This is a genomic window from Glaciecola sp. SC05, from assembly GCF_041380235.1.
Lineage (GTDB): Bacteria > Pseudomonadota > Gammaproteobacteria > Enterobacterales > Alteromonadaceae > Glaciecola.
In genome coordinates this window covers 85,891-107,718 of the sequence record NZ_JBGIYY010000011.1, presented here as the reverse complement: position 1 = coordinate 107,718, position 21,828 = coordinate 85,891, and the positions used below count along the sequence as shown (strand labels likewise).

12 protein-coding genes are annotated in these 21,828 nt (G+C 44.6%); 2 read left to right on the top strand and 10 right to left on the bottom strand.

The features are described from left to right. Positions 1 to 15 precede the first annotated feature (15 nt). Both AB9H30_RS11580 and AB9H30_RS11575 read right to left on the bottom strand, forming a co-directional pair. Positions 16 to 792: a DsbC family protein gene (locus AB9H30_RS11580; protein WP_371194827.1), complete on the bottom strand. Its 777-nt coding sequence runs from the start codon at positions 790 to 792 to the stop codon at positions 16 to 18. 101 nt (positions 793 to 893) lie between these two features. Continuing rightward, on the bottom strand, positions 894 to 1,949 hold the full coding sequence (locus tag AB9H30_RS11575) for a winged helix-turn-helix domain-containing protein (protein WP_371194826.1): 1,056 nt from the start codon (positions 1,947 to 1,949) through the stop codon (positions 894 to 896). 167 nt (positions 1,950 to 2,116) lie between these two features. On the opposite strand from AB9H30_RS11575, the gene AB9H30_RS11570 reads away from it, so the two are divergent. Then, the gene (locus AB9H30_RS11570) at positions 2,117 to 6,574 is read left to right on the top strand and encodes a hypothetical protein (protein WP_371194825.1); all 4,458 of its coding nucleotides are present in this window, start codon (positions 2,117 to 2,119) and stop codon (positions 6,572 to 6,574) included. 26 nt (positions 6,575 to 6,600) lie between these two features. On the opposite strand, the gene AB9H30_RS11565 is transcribed toward AB9H30_RS11570, so the two are convergent. The 6 genes from AB9H30_RS11565 to AB9H30_RS11540 all read right to left on the bottom strand — a co-directional run bounded on the left by AB9H30_RS11565 (position 6,601) and on the right by AB9H30_RS11540 (position 17,167). Then, a complete protein-coding gene (locus AB9H30_RS11565; RefSeq protein ID WP_371194824.1) occupies positions 6,601 to 7,752 on the bottom strand; it encodes an acyl-CoA dehydrogenase family protein in 1,152 nt (383 codons plus the stop codon). Between the two features lie 95 nt (positions 7,753 to 7,847). Further along, positions 7,848 to 8,624: a hypothetical protein gene (locus AB9H30_RS11560; protein ID WP_371194823.1), complete on the bottom strand. Its 777-nt coding sequence runs from the start codon at positions 8,622 to 8,624 to the stop codon at positions 7,848 to 7,850. Positions 8,625 to 8,692: 68 nt separating this feature from the next. Further along, a complete protein-coding gene (melB, locus tag AB9H30_RS11555) occupies positions 8,693 to 10,060 on the bottom strand; it encodes a melibiose:sodium transporter MelB (RefSeq protein WP_371194822.1) in 1,368 nt (455 codons plus the stop codon). A gap of 82 nt (positions 10,061 to 10,142) precedes the next feature. Further along, a complete protein-coding gene (locus AB9H30_RS11550) occupies positions 10,143 to 13,346 on the bottom strand; it encodes a glycoside hydrolase family 2 TIM barrel-domain containing protein (protein WP_371194821.1) in 3,204 nt (1,067 codons plus the stop codon). Between the two features lie 77 nt (positions 13,347 to 13,423). After that, positions 13,424 to 14,638, bottom strand: a complete 1,215-nt coding sequence (locus tag AB9H30_RS11545) for a M28 family metallopeptidase (protein ID WP_371194820.1) — start codon at positions 14,636 to 14,638, stop codon at positions 13,424 to 13,426. 84 nt (positions 14,639 to 14,722) lie between these two features. Next, a complete protein-coding gene (locus AB9H30_RS11540) occupies positions 14,723 to 17,167 on the bottom strand; it encodes a penicillin acylase family protein (protein WP_371194819.1) in 2,445 nt (814 codons plus the stop codon). A gap of 219 nt (positions 17,168 to 17,386) precedes the next feature. Between AB9H30_RS11540 and AB9H30_RS11535 the strand changes: the two genes are divergently transcribed. Continuing rightward, positions 17,387 to 17,647: a DUF5062 family protein gene (locus AB9H30_RS11535; protein ID WP_371194818.1), complete on the top strand. Its 261-nt coding sequence runs from the start codon at positions 17,387 to 17,389 to the stop codon at positions 17,645 to 17,647. Between the two features lie 106 nt (positions 17,648 to 17,753). Here AB9H30_RS11535 and AB9H30_RS11530 read toward each other — a convergent pair whose 3' ends face one another. Further along, a complete protein-coding gene (locus AB9H30_RS11530) occupies positions 17,754 to 18,632 on the bottom strand; it encodes an NAD(P)-dependent oxidoreductase (protein ID WP_371194817.1) in 879 nt (292 codons plus the stop codon). A 160-nt stretch (positions 18,633 to 18,792) separates the two neighbouring features. Then, on the bottom strand, positions 18,793 to 21,786 hold the full coding sequence (locus tag AB9H30_RS11525) for a VCBS domain-containing protein (protein WP_371194816.1): 2,994 nt from the start codon (positions 21,784 to 21,786) through the stop codon (positions 18,793 to 18,795). Positions 21,787 to 21,828: the final 42 nt, after the last annotated feature.

Below are 21,828 nucleotides of genomic sequence, written 5' to 3'. Positions count from 1 at the left end.
TTGCCTTTGTAAACTTTATTGCTGCTCAATAAAAGACATCAATTGAGCAGGGCTTGTTAGACCCAACCTAAGCTCGCCATTAGGTAACACAATACTCGGTGTATTCGTAATTTTGAGTGCATCGATCAGCGCTTCTTGCTTAACAAATAAACCTTCTTCTGTGCAGCTTTGTTCTGACAGTGCTTTATTTGCCATAGCTTGGTTAATGGCTTCGGCAGGGTCCTTTGAACACATAGCTAACATCGTTTTTTGATAGTTGGCTGAGCCTTTGCCTCCTCCAGGCACCATGACATAATTTATGGTAATCCCGAGCGCATTAAATTCATCCATGTACTCGTGCATCTTTCGACAATATGGACAGCCGATATCGGTAAAGATAGTTACCACATGTTTTTCGTTGTTGCTCGGATAACTGATAAACCGATCCTTCGCCTGTGAATCTAAATGCTCTTTTCGGTATCTGTTTTTGCGCAGCACTGAGATATTCTGCATGCTGTCGGTATTAAATACCGTGCCCGCAAAGATGTATCGGGCGTCGGGTGTCGCATAATAAAACTCACCTCCCACGCTTATTTCGAGCAGCTTTTCATCATGTTGTGTTACTACAAACCCTTGTTCACCAAACACCTTTTGCAGTTTAGTATTGACGATACTTCTAGTGTTTTCTTGTGTAAGGCTTAATGGCGAAAATATCAAACCTGCTACGCCTATGCTCATAACCACATATTTTTTGATGGATGTTATTAAGCGCTTTGGCTTGATCAGCGAGAATCGTGAATGCTTTTGTTGCATATACTCTTACCTCATGTAAAGCAGTAAGAGTGTCTTAGCTAGCATCTATAAATAAACTAAAAACATCTATAAAAAAATATAAATAACTTTAATTCATACACTTAACCTACAAATAAAAGCGTATGCCGTTGCCTATTCGCATATAACTCACTTGTTGGTGAAGGCGCACAATATGATGTGCTAATGGGTTTGGCCTTAAGTTGCTCACATTGCTCTTTGTAAACATCTTCGCTCAATTCGGGCATTTCAGCTCTGGCGACTCTCAGGTTTGGCGGCGCTAATGAATGCTTTGCGAAGTCTGTATTATCGACAGGAATGCCAGACTGTGGCACTAGCATTTGTTCTAACATCCGAATCCGCTCGCCAATCATTTCAGCGGAGCATTGGCCAATGGCTTCATTCAGACTGATATTTAATCTTGACTGGTATAGCGATATTTGCGTATTTATTGCGTAAGACCAAGAACTATCTAAGCGTCCCTGATGTTGACTTATTTGACTGAGCAAGTCAGTTGCTGTCATTTTGCTATAGGGATCTAAATCAGCACTACCAAGGATCTTCTGCAGTTGAATAAGTGAGGCTTCGGTTTGTTTGTCTTGGTAAAGTGCATCGGCCAAAAACAACCTGAACTCAGTTGATTCAGGGTTTTCTATCAACGCAAATTCTAGCCATTCTATCGCCTTTTTGCGCTCACCCGTTTCTAAGGCGACTACGCCCTTGCTGAATGCTTCAAAGGCCGGTAAACGTTGTGCAAGATTGGTGTCAGTTGCAGTGAGTGGCACCACTAAATAAATTAACAGGCAACACGCGCCGAGCATCATACTAGCAACGAGTTTTTGCCTTGCATTGATTCGTTTAGTAATAGTTGTGGGCGCTACCCATTGATAGCCTTCGTTGGGCTGCGTTCTCACTAATTTGGTCTTAGATGGAAGTTTTCGAATTTCGCTCATTAGTTGAAATAGTAAGTAGTCGCGAACGTCATCTGTCCCCCAAACCGCTTGCATAATGTCAGATTTTGATACTAAACGTTGTCTGTTCTCAATCAAATAATGAAGTAATTTAAGTGTTTTAGGACGTGTTGCGAAGAGTTGGCCCTGATAGCGCAGCTCACGCGAGCGGGCGTTAAATTCATATTCATCGAATCGATATTGCTGCATTTCTTAGCCCTTTAACTGGTACTTGTGCGGCTCATATTAACCCGGTGAGTGCATTGATTACTATACGTTTAGTCTTGTTATGATCTGCACAGCACAGTCCATTGTGTAATTTTTAACCAAGTGCTACTATCAAAAATAGAAAACGAAACTTAACAAAGGTACAGAGGATGTCACCTCAGAAAAAGCGTTTTTCAAATCTCATCGTATTTTCGATTGTGTTAGTTTTAGTCATTATTGTCTCAAGCGCTGTTTACATTTTTAAAATACAAAAAAATGAAGACTATCAAAATCAACTTCACTTTCGTGAGCTAAACACTGTCGCTCATAGTGTAGGAAGTTCGATTGAGCAGTTCTCTCGTTTAGGTAAAACCATTACCGACCTGCTGCAGCGTCGTGATGCAGGCTCGTCGATTAATAATTTAAATGATGTAGTCAACCGGGCAAGAAACACGCCGGCACTCGCTCGTCTGCAAACCACTACGGATGAGAAAACGCTACTAAGGCATAGCCCAACAGCAGAAGGAGTGGGGACGATTTCGTGTCATGCTGGGGTATTCACTACTCCCGACTTTAGAACCGTTTATATTGGCCCACCAACTAACAATAACGGTAATTGCGCAGATAATGACACAAACAAATCTACAAAGCGCCATGCTATACAAGTCAATACCGCAGACCTTCTCCCAGAAAAGCTATTGTCATTTCCAATTGTTATCTTGTCTGACGGTCAGGGGCAACTAGTTGCTAAAAAAGTCTACTTAGAAAACTCGACTTATGCAGCTGATCTTGAATTTCATTCTGTTGAAAAACTACTCCATGAACTTTACAACAAGCAAACTGCTGAGCCTGAAGAAAAAGGCCTCCCAGCCTTTAGTGGCACCTTAGACAAGCAAATCGCGGGTATCGGCTATCGCATCTTTGTTCAGCCCATCACCCTATCGTTACGCAACCAAGAAACGGTAACCTACTATTTATTAGGCATGGCGCCACTAACCGAGATGCAAATTGCAAAATTATCGGTCTCGCCCGGTATAGGACTTTGGATATTCATTTCATTACTCATTCTGAGTGCGCTGATCCCAATCCTCAAAACTCGCTTTACCAGTTCACGCTCACACTTTACGAAAACCGACATTAGCTTGTTCTTTACTGGGTGCGTGCTGTTACTGGGCATGTTAGCCATTACGGTTAACCATCAGTTGTTCTTTTCGCATTTAGTTGATACAAAAAAAGCGCAAGCAGAATTTCAGTTACAAACCATCATCACCGAGTTTGCAGACGAACTTCAAAAAGTGACGGCGCTAAAAGAAAATGTAGACTCTCAATTAGATGCTCCACTGATCAATAGTATTGAAAACAATTTATCAGTGACCGACGGTGCCTGTAGGTTTGCTGGCGACAAAAATAAAAGTCAGACTCAAAAGTTTGAGATTATTTGTGTATTAGACGACTTATCTACCACCTTTGTTACGGTCCCACCCAATGAACTTCGTGGTAAAGATGTCAAAGATGTTTGGTCGGTTAACCAAACCGGTGTTGAGCTTGTATACACGCCTAAGCATTATTTATCGGAGCAACAGATTGGTTCAATCTTTGCTGAGAGTGCATTTAAATTAAATCATCAGGGCTTAATTGCTCTGTCAGATGATACCCTTTTTGGTAAGCCTGCGACTAATCCAACGCGGCTGCCAATACTGCGCATTTCTGAGTCCTCTTATAACTTTACAGACTTTTCTTTGAATCACCGCGCATATTTTAAAATGGCAATTACCTGCCAACTTTGGTTTGCTCGCGACGACGCGCGCGATAATTGTGCTAATGGTCTGTATGTCCAACGCATTAAAAACGTAAGTGATGCCCGACTCTCCACCCAATTTGCATACGCCGACTACACCAGCACGAGCTTAGACACAGACAAACGCAATGTGGTTAGTTTGAGTGTGAAAATGAATACCTTTTTTGAGCGGATCATGCCAAAGGGCTTTGGCTATGCGGTATTTAATGACGATGGTGAGGTGTTATATCATTCTGACGAATCCAGAGCTTTACTTGAAAATATTCTGGTGGAAACAAATAACGAAGAGCATATCCGCTCGCTCATCGCAAAGAACAGCCAAGTCAACATGCTTGATAGCGTCTCATTTAATACCGTTTATCGGAATGCTGAACACCTGTTTGTAGCAAGTCCACTATCTGAGCAAGTACCTTGGCATGTTGTTGTGTTTGTGAATGTGGATGACATAAGTGAACATAATTTATGGATGCTGCTCGTCGCGGTAGTTCTGTTCGTGCAGCTTATGCTGGTATTGCTGTTATGGAATCGCTTCATTAGTAATCAACTGATTTGGTCGAATATCTTATCCTTTAGAGTGTTAAAACCTGAAAGCGTGCGAGACAAAGACCACACTCAGCGATACCACAGGGTCAATTTTGGCGCAACTGCAGTGCTTATTTTTGCGGCTACGATCTGCTTATTACTGTTGATGTCATCGCTCATCGATTTAAGTCTTAGAGTCGCTATCTGGGCATTTTTTGCATCCATGCTGCTATTAATAATCTGCAATAAAATAGGGGTGTTGCCTAGCAGAGCAATATTTTGGTCGCATCCAATTAGTTCTTTCGTTTTACTGTTTATTGGCGGCGCAATTATTGGCAAGCTAACTTACAGTCAATACAGTATCAATTATGATGATGTTAGTTTAATCTACACTGCTGCTGCATTGAGCATTTTGGCCTTAGGCGGGCTAGTGTACATCGCTGCGCATTCTAATTTGTTTGCAAAGCGATGGTCAGAATCGCGACTGTATAGCTGGTATCAAAACGTGTTGAGTATTTCTCTATTTCAACCTGCTGCTGAACATACCCGCTTTAGCTTTAGTTTTGTTGCTTATATGGCATCTCTGCTGTGGTTCTTTGCTGTAGTGCCTGCTGCTATGCTAATAAATTCAAGTAATCATTACTTATTAAGTTTTCAAGCGCATCAGGAATCAGAGCATATTGCACAACGTATTTCTGAGTATGAACAAAAACGCCTAGACTACCTTCGTTTGATTCGTCCCGAGCTCGAACATTCAGTTAACTTGAATTCTGACGCAATATTGCTGCCCGTTTTAAAGAGCAAGGGCGGCGTGAATGCGAGTTTTATTGAGAAGGTCGAGCAAGATACAAAAGCCAAAGGCGGTTGTGGGCCTCAAGATACTGCAAAAAATGTAATCTGCGTGGATGCAATGGTCAATGCACTGATGCGTCAGCAAGCCTTTGGCGCAAGCTTAAATCAAGACTTATTTCAGTTCGCACAGCTAAATACTAAAAACAGCATGTTAGCCTACGATGGCAATAAATTTTTGCAAGAAGCCGTAGAAAACCGACCTCTGTTGGTGCTGTTTTCAATGATCCTCACGCTAATCATCACATACAAGTTTTGCAAAAAAATGATTGTACAGAGGATGATGGGCGAGCACATTCCCGATAATTTTATGTTGCCAAGTGGCGGTGAAAATCGCGAGTGGCAGGCGAGAATCAGGGAGTTATCAGCACAGGGCGCACCTTTTAAAGTTTTACTGCTGCGTACTAACGAAGCGCTGGCCGTTGCACAGATAGAGCAAGCCAGCGGCTTAACTGTGTTTAAAAATCAAGCCATCGATGTCAGCCAGGCGCTCATACAACATAACGGCAAATTTTTGTTACTGAATCGACTCAAGGCATTTCAAGCAAACGGCAATAACAAAAATGGCCAACCGCTAGTCATGCAGCCTTTGGTATTGGTACTCAAAGGTTTAGAGCGACTTGCATTTAAATCATCTGAGCGAATATTAGCGCAATCTCTGCTCCAAGAGATTCATCGATTACCCTACCTAAGCGTGGTGTTTTTATGCGAAGTGTCACCGCTGTTTCGCTTATGTAATCAAAAGGCCTATCCTGACGTACCCGAAACTGAATATGCTGATGTAAACGAAGTCTTAACTTGGTCGACACTGATCGCCGAATACACCAAGCTTTACGATTGGACGCCCCCCATCAAATCTAGGTTAGCGGTTAATGCTAATGCGCTAGACGTTCTGCAGTTTGAGAGCAAAGGGTGGTTTCAACTACACAAAGTCGAGAATCTGTTCAAAAGCATGTACTCAGAGCAGCTCTCACATATCGAAGCGCATTGGAAACACGATCAAATCATTGATTTTTTCAGCTCACATGCAGGAGCAATATACCGACAAAAATGGGCGCAGTGCACCCTCGACGAACGCATTTTATTGTTTCAACTGGCCATGGGTGCCACCCTAAACCCAAGCAGCGTGGTAACCCTTGAGCAGTTATTGCGACGAGGCTATATTTATAGAGACTGCGGATGGTTTATCGTTAACGAAAGCTTTAGACGCTTTGTGTTAACCGCAGAAAGTGAAGATAGATTCTCACAATGGCTAGCCGAGGTGAATGTCAGCTCGTGGCAGTATATTCGTATCCCTGTGTTAGTGGCCATTATGGTGCTCGCTGTGATGATAGTCGTTAGCACCGGCCAATCTCTCCAGTCGATTATTGCTGCGGTGACTGCTTCACTTGGCCTTATACCGTCACTGATGAGAAATCTGAGCTTTTTCAGGGGAGCGTCAGCACCGCCGCCAGAATAAAACTGAAATCAACCATGATGCGATTATTAACGCCCTAAAATGCCTCGGGCAATCACCTCTTTCATGATTTCAGAGCTACCTGCATAGATGGTTTGTACGCGCGCATCTCGGTAAAAGCGTGAAATCGGATACTCATCGGTATAACCGTATCCACCAAACAGCTGTAAGCATTCATTGACCATCGTTAACTGCATTTCGGTAGCGGCGAGTTTTAACATGGCTGCATCGGTGACGGTCATTTTGTCTTGCTTGTATTTACCCATGTGCTTTTCAAGCATCGCCCGACACAGCTCAAGCTCGGTTTGGCACTGCGCTAATTTAAAGCGAGTGTTTTGAAACTGACTCACCGACTGACCAAAAGCCTTGCGCTGGGTAACGTAATCGACGGTTAAATCCAACGCGCCTTGTGCATGACCAATAGCCTGCACTGCACAACCTAATCGTTCTCTTGGTAGCTCCTGCATAAGATACACAAAGCCCATACCCTCTTGGCCCAATAAGGCATCATGGGGTAACAACATATTTTCAAAAAATAACTCTCCGGTGTCGCTGCTATGCTGGCCAATTTTGTGAATAGGTTTGCCTGTCGAAAAACCCGGTAATGAGGTATCCACTAAAAACAGGGAGATACCCTTCGCACCCGCCTGCGGATCGGTTTTGGCGCATACGATGATCATGTCGGCCATATTGCCGTTGGTTATGAATGTTTTAGATCCATTCAAAATATAACCGTCGTCGGTTTTGACAGCATTGCTTCGCATGTTTGCTACATCGCTGCCTGCACCGGGCTCGGTCATGGCTAAGGCGGTTAACACCTCCCCCGACGTCATTGGCGGCAGCCAGCGGTCTTTTTGTGCTTCTGTGGCAATGTTAAGGATGTAAGGCGCGATAATATTCGCGTGAATGTTGTAGCCCGTAGCTAATCCGTGCAGACCAAGACGGCACATTTCTTCTTGAATCATCTGACAGACATCGAAACTTGCGCCCGCAGCGCCATATTTTTCAGGCATGTCGACTAATAAAATGCCCGCACTGCCAAGGGTATTCCACACCTCTCTAGGCATGTGATGGTTGGCCTCCCAAGTATCGTAATGCGGAATAATTTCTTGCTTTAAAAACCGCAGCACCATGTCGCGAAACATTTGAATTTCTTCATTGTCGATTGTGTCAGTTGTCATAATTCCCACTTTTTTTATTCACGCAAAGTTCTTACCGAGCTGTCATTGTTACTTAACAAGCGCTCGTATAGCTCAAAAGCCGCTTGCTTATTCAATCAGGGCTTTGGTAGCTCCCCGTTTAAAAATTGACTAATCGTAGTGGTCAGCTCGATAAGATAGTCATCTATGGCCGCTCGAACAGGCAGAAACTCTTCTTCTGTGATATTTTCAAAATCGTTCGGATCCTCAAAATCATCAAGAATGATATGACGTTTCTGAAAACCTCTGAATTCACTTAGCGTTTCAAACATAAACAAGTCCACGCCTGGGTCAAGTAACTCGGCTGTCATTATGTAGCTTGCAGAAGCAATATAGGTGTCGAGACCAAAAAAGCTGCGGGTAAATAATCCATGGCCTTGCGAATAAAACTCGGTACAGCCATATTGAGAACAAGCTAGTTGTGCAAGCGTCGGCGTCTCTTCAATCGACATAATTGCAGTAATGCCACGTTCTAATAGTTTTTGTCGCAAATCTTCATTTTGTTCAATTAATTTCCACTGTTTATCATTGACCGTCGCAAAATCGAGCTTGCTGATTTCATCAGGACTTAAAAATGATAAATCGACAACTTCATATTGAGTTGTAGATTCAATCTTATTGCTTACGAGCTCTACAATACGACTTTGCATTTGCCAGTCATAGTCATACATTTTTACGTCATTATTAAATATCGTAGTGCCGACATGAGTATGTTTTGGCGTATTTGACACATTCACATACAAACCTAACTTTGGATTGGGCACCGTTTTAAGCGGCGGCATTGGGGGCACATAAGTGCTCAAACAACCTGAGAGTAATAAGGTCATAAATAAGATTAAAGCTAGATTACGCATAAAAATCCTCTGTAACTTTATGCTTACAATGAAAAATGTCGGGGGATATCTTAAACAAGGCCTATCGTTTACGCAATATTTGGAGTTTTTTGCGCATTTGGACCTAAGACCGTGTGATAGTAATCGCCGTTAAGCTTATAAAACTTCAAATAAATAAGTACGCTGGCCAGCACAAATAAAACCGGAATGAGCAGCATGACTATTTTCAGCCCAAACACCGTTGATGCTGACTGCACTTCGTTTGGCACATATCCCGATAGCGTTAAGCCCATACCGATAATAAAACCTGAAAATGCACCTGCAAATTTAACTAACATCGCGATCACCGAAAAAATGATGCTTTCGCTTCTAAAGCCGGTTTTAACCTCACCGTAATCGACGATATCGGCAAGCATGACAATAGACAGCCCATTAGCGATACCAACACCAAATTTAAGCAATACCCCTGATACGCCTACTAGCAAAGCACTTTGCGGTGAAATAATACCGGTCACAAATAATACAAAACAGCATAAAACCGGAAAGGCGCAGGCAATTAACCACATGCTCGAGCGAGGCAAATGTCTGCACAAATAGGGGAATACAAACACGCCCACCATTTCAGCTAAACCAGACACCAGCATAAACATTGGAAACAGACTGGGGTCTCCAATTGCATATGAGAAATAATAAATCGCAAAACCGCCCACCAATTGGTGGGAGATATTAAAGGTAAGCATGACCCCGATAAAGGCTTTTAGCTGATCGTTAGATGCGACAATGGTTTTGATATCGGCAAACGACAATTTATTTTGGTCCACTGCGGTGGTCACTTTCTCTTTAACGTTTAGCACCGTAATTAAGCTGCCAATGCTAAAACAGGCTACGATAGCAATAGCAAAATAAAAGAAGCCCTTTTGCTGATCGCCGTCGCCCAAAATTCCGATTGCCCATAAACCATAAGCCCCCATGACCATCCATGCAAAACTTGCAAATATTCGCGGCCACACCACAAGACGTTCGCGCTCAGGCCTTTCTTTGGAAAGTGCCGGGATAATCGACCAAAACGGAATGTCCATGACGGTGTAGGTGACACCCCACAAGATATAAGTCACCGCAGCATAAACATATAGCGCGGTGCCGCTTAACATATGAGTAGAGAATACCGCAATTAAGAATAATGAGTTAACTACAGTGCCAATCACAATCCACGGGCGAAACTTGCCAAATCGTGAACGTGTATTATCTACCACCATGCCCATCATCGGGTCGGTCACCGCATCGGCGATGCGCGCAACCAAAAACAATGTCCCCACAAATGCAGCCGATAAACCGGCCACATCGGTGTAGTAAAACATCAAATACACGTACACGATAGAACAGGCTAAATCTTTGCCCAATGCGCCCATGCCATACGACACTTTGGTTTTTAAGGTGATTTCTGCGTTATTAATCATTAGCTCTCGCGGTTTAGCCTAAATTTTTACCGGTCTAGTCACGTTTAGTTTATGACTAAGGCTCACAGTGGAGCCTAAGTTATCATTTTCCAGCTAGCGGTATTAGTGTGACTTGATAGCGATAGTCGCGCCAAGGCAATCGATACTTCGGGAGCGGCGGCGTTCCCCAAGAATCGGTTCCGCCGATGCCGCGCTGTTTGTAATCAATGTTGATATACACCCGGTCTTTTTCGATTAAGTCATGTGGATGCATACCGGCTTTTTCGAACTGATCATAGTCATGCACATCAAAACGCTGCGCACCAAACTCAAACAACGGCCCCCCGATTACGTCAAAGCCTATACCATCTTGATTAGTAAATGAGGCATGGCGCACATCGGTTCGAAAACCGTTTTCTTGAGGGCGCACATAGCCAAAGTATAGCTCGTCTACAGTGGCTGAATACTGCCCCACAAATGCCGATGTTTTGCGATCCCAGTAACTTTCGTGTGGGCCTCTTCCGTACCATGAAACCTGATCAAACTCGCTAGGCATTTGCAGCAATGAACCTAAACGCGGCAGTTCACTTTGAAATTTGTGTGGCCCGGCATAAAACCATATATCCATGTTTAACGCGCCATTTGGCATGAGCTCATAGGTGACCAAATATCGGCTTTCTACTTTTTCTAAATAGTGTTCAGTGGTAATCGATACGCCGCCATTCTCTCGTTTTTGGTATGCAAATTTACTCAGTTGACTGTGCTCTCCTGCGTATTTCCATGCCTTGGCTTTTTCAGAAAAATTTTCACCAAAATCGTTGTCGGTCGGTGCGCGCCAAAAAGCGGGTTGTAGGGGCGCCATAAGTAAATCGTGATCGGCCACATTAACCTGCTCCAACCAGCCGTTTTGCCGACTAAATGAATAGCGGGCGCCGGCAGCAGTCAATATCAAAGCCTCTGCAGAGTCATTTACCTCAACAACGGAATTGGCAGGCCCTGAATTAATATGGTCATCGTGCATTTGGATAGGCAATGCTTGCTGAAGACTCATTACAGGAAGTTGCTGACGAGCCACTACGTGCCCTTTTGGCAAGCCAGGCTTTGCCTGCTTGAGCACAAATTCAATGTTAATAAAGTACTCTGTACCGGCGGCTGGACTCAGCGCATAATTTAGGTCAATAGTTTGCTGAGATTGAGGCGCTATGGAGAGCTGTTCGATTTTACCCGACTGCACCTGCTCGCCATTAGCACTCAGCTGCCAGTGTAGTTCAACATCCCTTAAATCGGTAAAAAAGCGTTTATTTTTAACCGCTATTTGCCCTTTGCTCATATCAAGGGCGTGGGCCTCAATGTACTGATACACCTGGCGCACCTCAAAAGCATGAGGATTAGGTGTGCGATCACCGGCTAACATGCCGTTGGCACTAAAATTACCGTCGTGATACATACCCGGCTCTTCTAAGTCACCGCCGTAGGCCCAAAAGGCTTCCCCATCGTCGGTATGCCGTAAAAAGGTTTGATCCACCCAGTCCCATATAAAGCCGCCTTGCAAAATAGGATACTGCTCTATGACTTGCCAGTAATCGGCAAGGTTACCCATGGAGTTGCCCATGGCGTGCTCATATTCGCACAAAATGAGCGGGCGAGTTTCCCCAAGCTCGGCATAGTGAATAAGCGTATCGATGCTGGCATACATCTGGCTATACATGTCGGTATGACGACGCAACTGCGCCTGCTCAGACATCACCGGAAAAGACGTGCGTGTTTTCAGCCAGTCGTAAAGCGCTTCAATGTTTGGACCATCGCCGCTTTCGTTACCAATAGACCAAATCACCACCGAAGCATGGTTTTTATCCCGTTCGTACATATTCTCGACGCGATTTAAATATGCAGCACGCCAATGTGGCATGTTGACCATGTGCTTATCAGGGTCGTAGGAGTGCCCCTGATTAGCTGCACCCATGCCGTGAGACTCAATATTCGCCTCATCTACCACATACATCCCATATTCATCGGCAAGCTCATACCAGTATGGGTCGTTAGGATAATGTGCTGTACGCACCGCATTTATATTATATTGTTTAAGCAGCGCCATATCTTTGCGCATAGATTCGCGAGAGAGCGTTTGCCCCGTAACAGGGTCGTGTTCGTGACGATTAACGCCTTTAAACAAAACCGGCTGACCGTTGATCAACACATTACCATTTTTCAGCTCACTGCTTCTAAAACCTACTCGCTGGCGCAACACGTGCTGGATGTCACCTTGGCTGTCTTCTAGGGCGATTTTTAAATGATACAGTACTGGAGCTTCTGCATTCCAAGCATCTACATTCTCAACGACACCAGCAAAGCTAAGCGCTTGATTAGCTTTTGTATCATCTATGCTTTGCCGACCGCTCAGTACAATGGTTTGTTGGTCGTCTGAAAGCTCATAACTTAGCTGCCAATCATCTTGTCTTTGGAAGCTTTCAATATTGACCCTTAGCGCAAATTCACCATGTTGATAGCTATCATCTAATTTAGTGCTGGCATGAAAATCTTGAATACGGGTTTGCCCCGTTGTGTAGAGATATACGTCACGGGTGATGCCGCTTAAACGCCACATATCCTGCAGCTCTAAAAACGTGCCGTCCGACCAGCGATATACTTCAATAGCGATTTGATTGGTCCCAGTTTGTGCAAATTCGGTGACATCAAACTCCGAAGGGCTTTTAGAGTCCTGTGCAAACCCCACATAGTGACCGTTTATCCACACATAATAGGCCGATTTAACCGCGCCTAAGTGGAGATAAACACGCTGACCTTGCCAATCTTCAGACAACTCAAAGTCTCGTTTGTAGGAGCCTACCGGATTAGAGTCTTCAGGTAATTCGCCAGCAACCGGCTTGTCGGTAAAATCTATGCGCATGTTGATGTAGTTGGGCACACCATAACCCTGCAGCTGCCAGTTAGATGGCACGGGGATATCATCCCAAGCGCTTACGTCAAAATCTGTTTTGAAAAAATCGGCAGGACGGTTTTGAGGAGCCAAGCTGTAGTTGAATTTCCACTGCCCGTTGAGCAATAGGTAGTTATCGGAATCCCACGGCTCACTGACAAACTTTCCAGGGTCTTCATCAAAGGCAAAAAACGAGGCGCGCATGGGCAGTTTATTTACAGCAAATACTTCTGGGTCTTGCCACTCTTTTAGTGCTAGCTGTTGGCCGCTTTGTTGATGTTTCACGTGTAATTCACCTTGATCAGAACAGCCCAAAAGTATCAGCGCTAGGCATACAAACACATTTGCTTTTGCAAATAATTGGACCATAACAATTCCTAAAATTATCGGTACTGTTATTAATTTATCCTATTTATATGACTTTTTATAGTGGGTTTTTCTGCGGTCTACTTTTGTGAATCATGCAGATTGCTATCTAAGTGAACAAAAAAAGCACGCAGCACGCCTAGATTATGACTTAACTGCTGACGAACACGGCCAGGAAAGAGTGACTCGATGACATCGAGGCGATCGTTACCCGTATGCCAAATCTTTCCCCACTTTTTTTCAGTTTCGCGATCACAAGGCCCCATATTAGCCTCATCAAAACAGGTCCATAATGAGGGATGCGTCGACTGACTGTAACCATCGCGACCCGACTCTCCATTGATACTAAAATTGGTGGACTCAAAATTACCAATAGCAATACCGGCGCAGGCAAACGGTGCATGATCAGACCAACCACCAGTTTCACCACTTGGGTAACCTTCAAAACCCGGGTGAATTTTAAAGGTATTTGCCGGAGTCACCTTTGTGGCTACCGCCATTAATCGATCACGCAAGCTGCCATCAAAGCGATAATTTTCAGCATTGCCTTTGCATGCATAGGGGGTGCTGTGCGCGCTATGAATATATAAGTTATCACTGCCTACTATGCCATCAAGATTAATCATGCCACGGGCATTTTGTTTTTGTACATCGCTCATGTTGTCAACGTATTCAAATGCACCCACTAGCCCAACTTCTTCGGCACCAAACGCGATAAACTTCACGCCGTATTCTTGAGTATCAAGCTCTGACACTATCTTGGCTACGCTGAGCAACACCGCGATACTCGCTGCGTTGTCTATCGCACCTAGGCTGCCTAGTTCTTCGCTCGTCGAATCGTAATGCGCGCCCAATATAATGTACTTATCTGTTTTACCGGCTTTGTGCGCAATGATATTTTGCGAGCTTTCATTCACTTTTGTGTCTCGGTTTACATAAGCAAAGGCTTGTCTTTCGACGCTATATCCGAAGCTCTCCAGTGTAGATTGAATAAAATTGGCTGCCTGCACTTCCGATTCTGTGCCGGCTTTGCGTACGCCGATACCACCCTCACCCGCTAGCGCTTTGAGGTAAGTTTCAGTTTCTGCCGTTAGCGGGTCAAAAGATATTGCTTGCTGGGCCTGAGCGTTAAAAGTACAAAGCAAAAAGAGTACAGCGGCAAATGCCATTTTTATTGAATGCATAATAGTTTGTGGTTCGCAAAATAGGTGATTCAAACAATAGTAAACATGAACGTCTCTTGGCACAACTTCAGACTGCTTGCCATGGCTATCATAATCTTGAAGGTCATGCATAAGTAAGCGTTACCATATAAAAAATGGGAAGTTGAATGATTCAACTTCCCATTTTTTGTTTAATGAGTAATCAATTCCTAAATATTAGCGCCCTTGTGTTAGTTGTATACTTGAAATCACATTAGGTTCAATATCTTCTGCTTTAAACAAAATAGGCCGCCATTCTTTATTAGCAAACATTTTAGTTTGATCACTGAAGTGAGCTGAGGTCGCGTCTCCCGACTGGCTATAACTCATAATAGCTTCAGCCACTGGGCCATCTTCGGTATAGCTGAGCGTATAGATAAAACTGCTACCTCCGGTTACCAAGTAGCCTTTGTCTGTTAGGTATCTGCTGCCTTCAATGCGTGCTCCTGTGGTTTGTGGAACCGGTACATCTGAGGAGCGAGAGTCGATTAAGTTCGCAACGCCTTCGTAGCCATTGCCGCCATGTATAGCAAACTTCTCGCCTTGACGGTAAGCATGCTGAGCATCTGCTAATTTAACATCGACCGCTAAACCCGCACCATCAAGCAATAATACTGCGCGACCAAGCTTTTCGAGCGCGTCAGTTTTATCAGCGAGGCCACGTGGCGTATTCACGGGGTCCGCAGCCTCAAAGCGTATGTCAAATAACGCGCCTTTATCTAACAGCGCCCCTCGAAAGTCATAGCTTGAAATCCACTCTCTGAACAGCACTGCACCCCTTGATTCGAGATCCAAATGGCCATTATAGTTTGCAAGGGTGTCGCAGGCTTTGCTGAGATCAATCTCTTGTTCGTCAATCATCACTAAAGGAGCGGCCTGGCAGGCAGCGACCAGTTCGTCTTTAAGCAATAAGGCCGTTAAACTCTGATTTGCAAGTACCGCCGATTGCATTTCATGAATTGAAAATTTGCCGTCCTCACCATAGGCGCCATCAGGGCCAGTATCACTGAGTATCAAAGCATTCATGCGCGTTCTGGGACTACGAGCGCTCTCTACCCGGCCAAACAGTGGAGAATGTCCAACCATAGGGGCTTCAACATTTGACAGCCAGTAACTATCATTTGCATTAAAAACATAGTCGCTGCGGATCAACTGAGGTTTTTGCGAAAATGGCACAACGCCGGGTAAACGAGAATCAGGATGTGTCTGCCACTCAAAACGGCTGTCGCTGCCGTCGAGCAAAACCATACGTCGCCCATGAAACAGCTGTCGAGTAAGGGGGTCATCTTTGGTGGCTTGTTGCCAAAGATCAATGGCTTCGTCGCTGAGCATACCAGCATTTGAACCATCTAAATATACGGCTTGACCGTCAGGGTTAGTCGCAATGGTATTTACCCAGGGTATCGCATTCCATTTATCATGAGCTGCAATAAACTCGTCCATACTTTGGGCCGCCGACATATCTTGCCATTGTGCAACAAGGCCGAGATTTTCAGCATTCGCATCTTTAACGGTAAAGGCAGTGTCTGCGCTCCATGCTAAACCCGGCATGCTTACCATTGGTCCATAGTGGCTAAACCATACCGTGTGTTCACTATTAGCTATTGTGCCATTGTCAGCAAGCACTGGAATAGAGAGTGTTTGCGACGTCATTTGCTTGACTTCGCCATCATACAAATAACTCGTTGGATCGCCATCTACCAAGTCAAGTTTATAAAAAACCACCCGCTTACTGGCCGATACGGTGTGCGTCCAAGCAAGGTGTTCATTGAAACCAATAACTACTCCCGGCATCCCAATAAGGCTAACCCCATACACGTTGAGCTGTTCAGGAATGACCAGATGTTTTTCCCAAAACCGGTTGGTACCAAGCCATGGATAATGAGGATTGCCAAGCAACATGCCTTTGCCATTTTCACTGCGATCTTTACCAATCGCCCAAGCATTGGAGCCTTTACCTTTCATTTGCAAACCGTCAAGTGCCCTAGCATACAAATCTAGAGTAGGTGTTAGTTGAGAGGCCTTGCTTTGATTTGGCGTCGCTAAGATTTTGGGTGGCGCTGCAGATGCAATCAAAGCGCCCATTTGCGAAGTACTATGAGCAATGGTAAGTGCACGCGTTAATACCTGTTCTGGGGTAATCGGCACTAGCCATTCTGCCCCACTGCACCATGACCTTATGCCATCTGGGCCGGTTTCAGCAAGATAGCGATTATAGCCTGCCGCATAGCCAGTATACATTTCGATGAGCTCAGGCGGTTGAGCCGCAAGGTACTCTGTGGCGTTTGAGGTGATATCAAGTGATCTCACTGCTACATCTTGAATAAGGTACTGGTTATCTTCGCCTGCCCCATAATACTTGGAGTAGTTACCTTGAGACTGCAATATAGAATGCGCAATATTACATATATGGTCCTGCGCCGATGCATAGCCGTCACCGTAGCCTAAGCTCCCATAATCATTGGCGGTAATGTGCGGGATACCAAAGCTACTGCGCTTAATTTCGACCGAATACGCAGTAGTTTCGTCAACGCTGTCAAATATTTGCGTTGGTTTTTCAGAGCAAGCGCTAAGTAAACCCAACAGGGCTATCGAGCCTATTCGTAGTGTGGTTTTATTCATATTTTACCTTGTACCTGATTATGTGGGGGTTGCGCTGCCGGATTCCGTCAAAAGCTAGCCTCTGAGAGATTCAACATTCAAAATTGAGCCGTAAGAGTAATACACATAATGGGGGTATTCAACTGAGCTCACTCATTGTGCATATTCATCTTAAACCAGTCATTGAATACATAGGGCGCATAGCTTATGCTTTTGTTTAACTTAAGGATTGCTTAGCTTATGAAAAAAATAAAAAATGAAGGTGCATTACTTAAAAAAGCTATCGAAGTGGCTGAACGCTATGCCCAAGGTCGGGGTTATAAAGCGTTTTCGCCGACCGATTCGGCAAAGCAAAAAGTGGAAAGTCTTTACCGACTGTTAGTGCACGATAAATTAATCACACCATTGCCTGAAAACAAAGAAGACTTAGCGAGCTTGAAACACCGCTTGGTGATGTGGATAAGTAAGCAGTTGCCTGATGATCATGAGCTATTAAAATAAGGCGACGCTGGGTTTAAAAGTCAAAGCCTCTGTCAAAGAGGCTTTGGTGTGATGCTATAGATTGTATTTTGAATCTTGTCTTAGGTACTTAGTTTTACTTTTAGCTCTACTTACTTAGCTTTACAAAGTAATCATAAATTTCAGGTACATTTCCATTTCCTAAACCAGCCTCAACTGCGGCTTGAAGATTTGCGGCGGTACCCTCGGCAATTTGCGCACGCGTTCCTAAATCATTTACCATTTCTAAGAAATAACCTAAATCTTTATTTGCGTTGTTAATTGAAAAGCCCAAATCACTGACACCATCAACCGCATAGTTTTTACAAAACTTCATAAATGGCGAGGAGGATGGTCCGGTCGACATAATATCGAAGAGCTGTTGGCGGTCGACACCAGCCAGATCGGCAACGGCAAAAGCCTGCGACATGGCAGAAACAGTTGTCATACCCATAAAGTTATTTATCAGCTTGGTTGTATGCCCTGCGCCGAGTGCACCCAGATTAAAGACATTTTCACCTTGTAAATCTAGTATCGGTTTTACCTTTGCAAAAGTGTCAGGATCACCCGATGCCATGATATTAAGTAAGCCATCTTTAGCGTGCGCTGGCGTGCGTCCAAGCGGAGCATCAATCATTCCTGCGCCTTTTTTGGCCAAATCCGCGCCTATTTTGCGAGTAGAAGCCGGAATTGATGTTCCAAAATCAATCAATACGGCACCTTCTTTAATTCCAGCTAAGATACCGTCTGTTGCGTACACCACACTCTCGACCACGGCCGAAGTCGTCAGCGACAGCATAATGATATCGCTCGCTGCCGCAAGGTCGGCAGCCGATTTAGCCTCAGTTGCCCCCTTTGCTACTGCAGCAGCCACGGCGTCTTTATTTAGATCCATCACAATAAGAGTGAATCCTCGATTTTGCAGGTTTTCAACCATGTTTGAACCCATTAGGCCAAGCCCAATGAAACCGATAATAGGTTTTGTCATTTTTAATTTCCTAACTAGTATTTAATAACTCGACCTACCCCATATGTGGGAAGGCCGTGTTGAATTTGGGAACTATTCCAAGACTTGTCTCCAAGCGCCATGCATCGTTCGCAATGACCTTGGAGACACGAAAGCTGAGTGCTAATAGCAATAGCTTGAGTTATTCAACACCAACCGTAGCCTCAGATGTTGATGAGTTATAGGGCGAAACTGCATTGTCTGTATCAAGCGAATCACCCTCAGCGTAAGACTCAAAGTTGTCTGAAAATACTTCCGTCATTCCCGCTGTATCAGAATAGATGGCAAAATTATCTACCGATACCACGCCGGTTTCAGCTCTAGAACCGCTGTTATCGCCAAACCTTACTGACACATGAGTCACGCCACCTACTGAATTGTTGTCAGGCGTAAATCCACTTGCAGTAAACCTTACCCCATCAACTTCAACGGTGACTAGTGGATTCACCGTAGTATCGCCATTTGGATAATCCCAAGTGATCACAACATTCATGAATTGGTCTAGTACAACACTGGCCGCTGAAGTATCGATGTCGCTTGGACTGCGAACACCAAAGCTATCATCTCTGATGCGAAGATCTAAGATAGCACCGTCGTTATTGGTTGCAGAGTTAAATAGCGTTATAAACGCATCACCGTCACCAAGGTCATCATCAAGACGCTTAACAGCAACCTCAATTCTACCTTGAGCAAGAGGGCCGTCATCGCCAAGTGCATAGCGTAATTCACCTGTGTCACCCGGATCGGTATCGATAATAACCGCTACTTTATTCGCACCGCCGGTATCACCACCTACGCCTGTAATAGTAATCACAAGCTCTGCAGTTGTGCCGTCAAACGACTCAATAGTAATAGTATCGGTTTCACGCTCACCGCTTATGAGTGCAGCAATAGTTGGATTGTTTGTATCAAGGGTATAAGTCCAAGCGCCATCTTCTGCAATAGAGAAAGAGCCAAATGTGCTATTCACTGTTGCTGCAAAGATAAAGGCCTCGCCCTCATCTGGGTCAATTACGCTCACAGCACCAGTTAACGCTTCCGTTGCGTCGCTCGCTAGCGCTGCTGTCAAATCGAAAAACACGGCTGGTGTAGGTTCAACAGAGCCATCGCCCACATCGAATACAACCACCTCAGAGTAAATAGCTAAACTATACAGGCTACCAACACCATCCAATGTTTCACCTTCAGCGTAGGCTTCAAAATCATCATTAAAAACGCTAGTTGTTCCAGCAGTATCTGAATAGACGGCAATGTTATCAACAAAGTAAGAGCCAAAAGGAATCGTTCTATCGTTGTCACCGAATCTAAATTGGATGGTTCTGACACCATCAGCAAACCACTGATTTAAATCTGTAAAATCAGAGTCGACCACAGCGGCAGTAGAAAAAGAACCTCCGCCAATCACTTCGCCGTCAATAGTAACTGTTAGCTGCTCTGTAGCATCTAAGTCCCAGGCGATTTCTACGTCATAGAATTGTTCTTCAACAAATGGTGCGGTAATAATATCGCCAGGATAGGCATCATTGTCGGTATTTCGCACCAAGAAACGCGGCTCAATAGTGTTTCCAGCACTATCCGTTTGACTGCCTTGAATACGCAAATCGATAAGTGATTCACTAGAGCTTCCTGATGTTCCATATAAGGCTATGTAGGCGTCTTTGTTGTTGCCATCACTGCCTAGCGCAGCCTCTTTAGAAAATGAAGCGCTAAGCTTTCCTTGACGCAAATTATTCACAGAGAATCTAATTTCACCGGTGTCATTACCGATATCCGAAATTTTGACCACTTGAGTAAGTGCGGCAACCCGTATTTCAATGTCGGCGGTTGTGCCGTCAATTGATGCAATGGTAACAACGTCGTTTACCGAGTTACCTACTTCCAAATTGGCAACCGTCTCATTTTCGGTGTCTACGGTGTAAGACCAATTTCCATCAGCAACAATACTAAAGGTACCAAAATCAAGCACTACATTGCTCTGCGCAACGACTGCATCTTCTTCAAAGTTTGGATCATTGACGATTACCGTGCCTGTTAATGGCTCCATCGTTGTGTTTTGAACGGTCCCACTTAGCACGCCTTCAAAAATAGCAGCAACTGGGTCGTTGTTATAACCTACAGCTGAGCCGATAACATCGAGTAAAGCCTGGTCAACATCTCCAGCCACTTCAGAAATAGTTTGAAGATTGATTTGAGCCATTTCAAATGCATCTAAAGCGGCATCTGAAAAAGAACCATCAGCTAAGTCAGTAGCCACATCTTGAATAATTGCAGCCATATCTTTGCCTGCATCATCTGCATCCAATTGCGATAGAAGCGCTAAGACTGATCCGTACCTATCGGCATCTTTCGCACCATCTGCCCCAAGGGCAACCACACCAACAGCGGTAGGCGCTACTTCTGTTGTATCAAAGCGAATGCCAAATCGAGCATTGATTGCCTCTGCTTGTTCTGCAAAATTATTTAAATTATCACGCGCAGCTTGCACGGCCATCTCTGTGAGAGGAGAAACCACATATAAGGGTGCCGGTGTTTCGTTGCTCCCCTCAACCACATTTACCACGGCTCTTAGCACAGGCGCCTCTAAAGTTGCGCCTGTTGATTCGTCAGTGTAAGAGCCACCCGTACACGCTACTAAACCAGTACCTTCAAAGTTGACGTCGGTAAATGTTACGCCGCCTGTATCGCCAGACGTCGCGGTGCCCTGTGCAGGTGTTACCGCAGCACCGCTCTCGTCCACTTCAAAAATTTCACAGCTTGCTGCGTTAACGGGCCCTTTTACTACAATAGCGGCCACGTCTAAGGTGGGACGAATAATAGGAGTAGAGGCACCCACTCCTTCTGTAAAGCCAGCTTGGTCTGTATAGACTGCAGACACTGAAATCACTGAGCCTTCATCCGCCTCGGTGATAGTATAGCTATTGCCTGTAGCGCCTGTTGACCAAGCGTAGGTAAGAGTGTTGTCTAGGATACCGTCTGCATCAGTAACCGATGCAGAGAGTTGGCCACCAGCAACAAAATCGCTTCCGCTAATTGCGATGCTGCCACGGCTGTTATTTTCTATTTCAGCATTGTCATCTCCGCCACACCCAGCTAGGGCCGCAGCGACAACAATGAGGATAAGTGATTTATTAAACATGCTTTCTACTCCTGAAAGTTTCACTTTTAAAATGTTATTTGC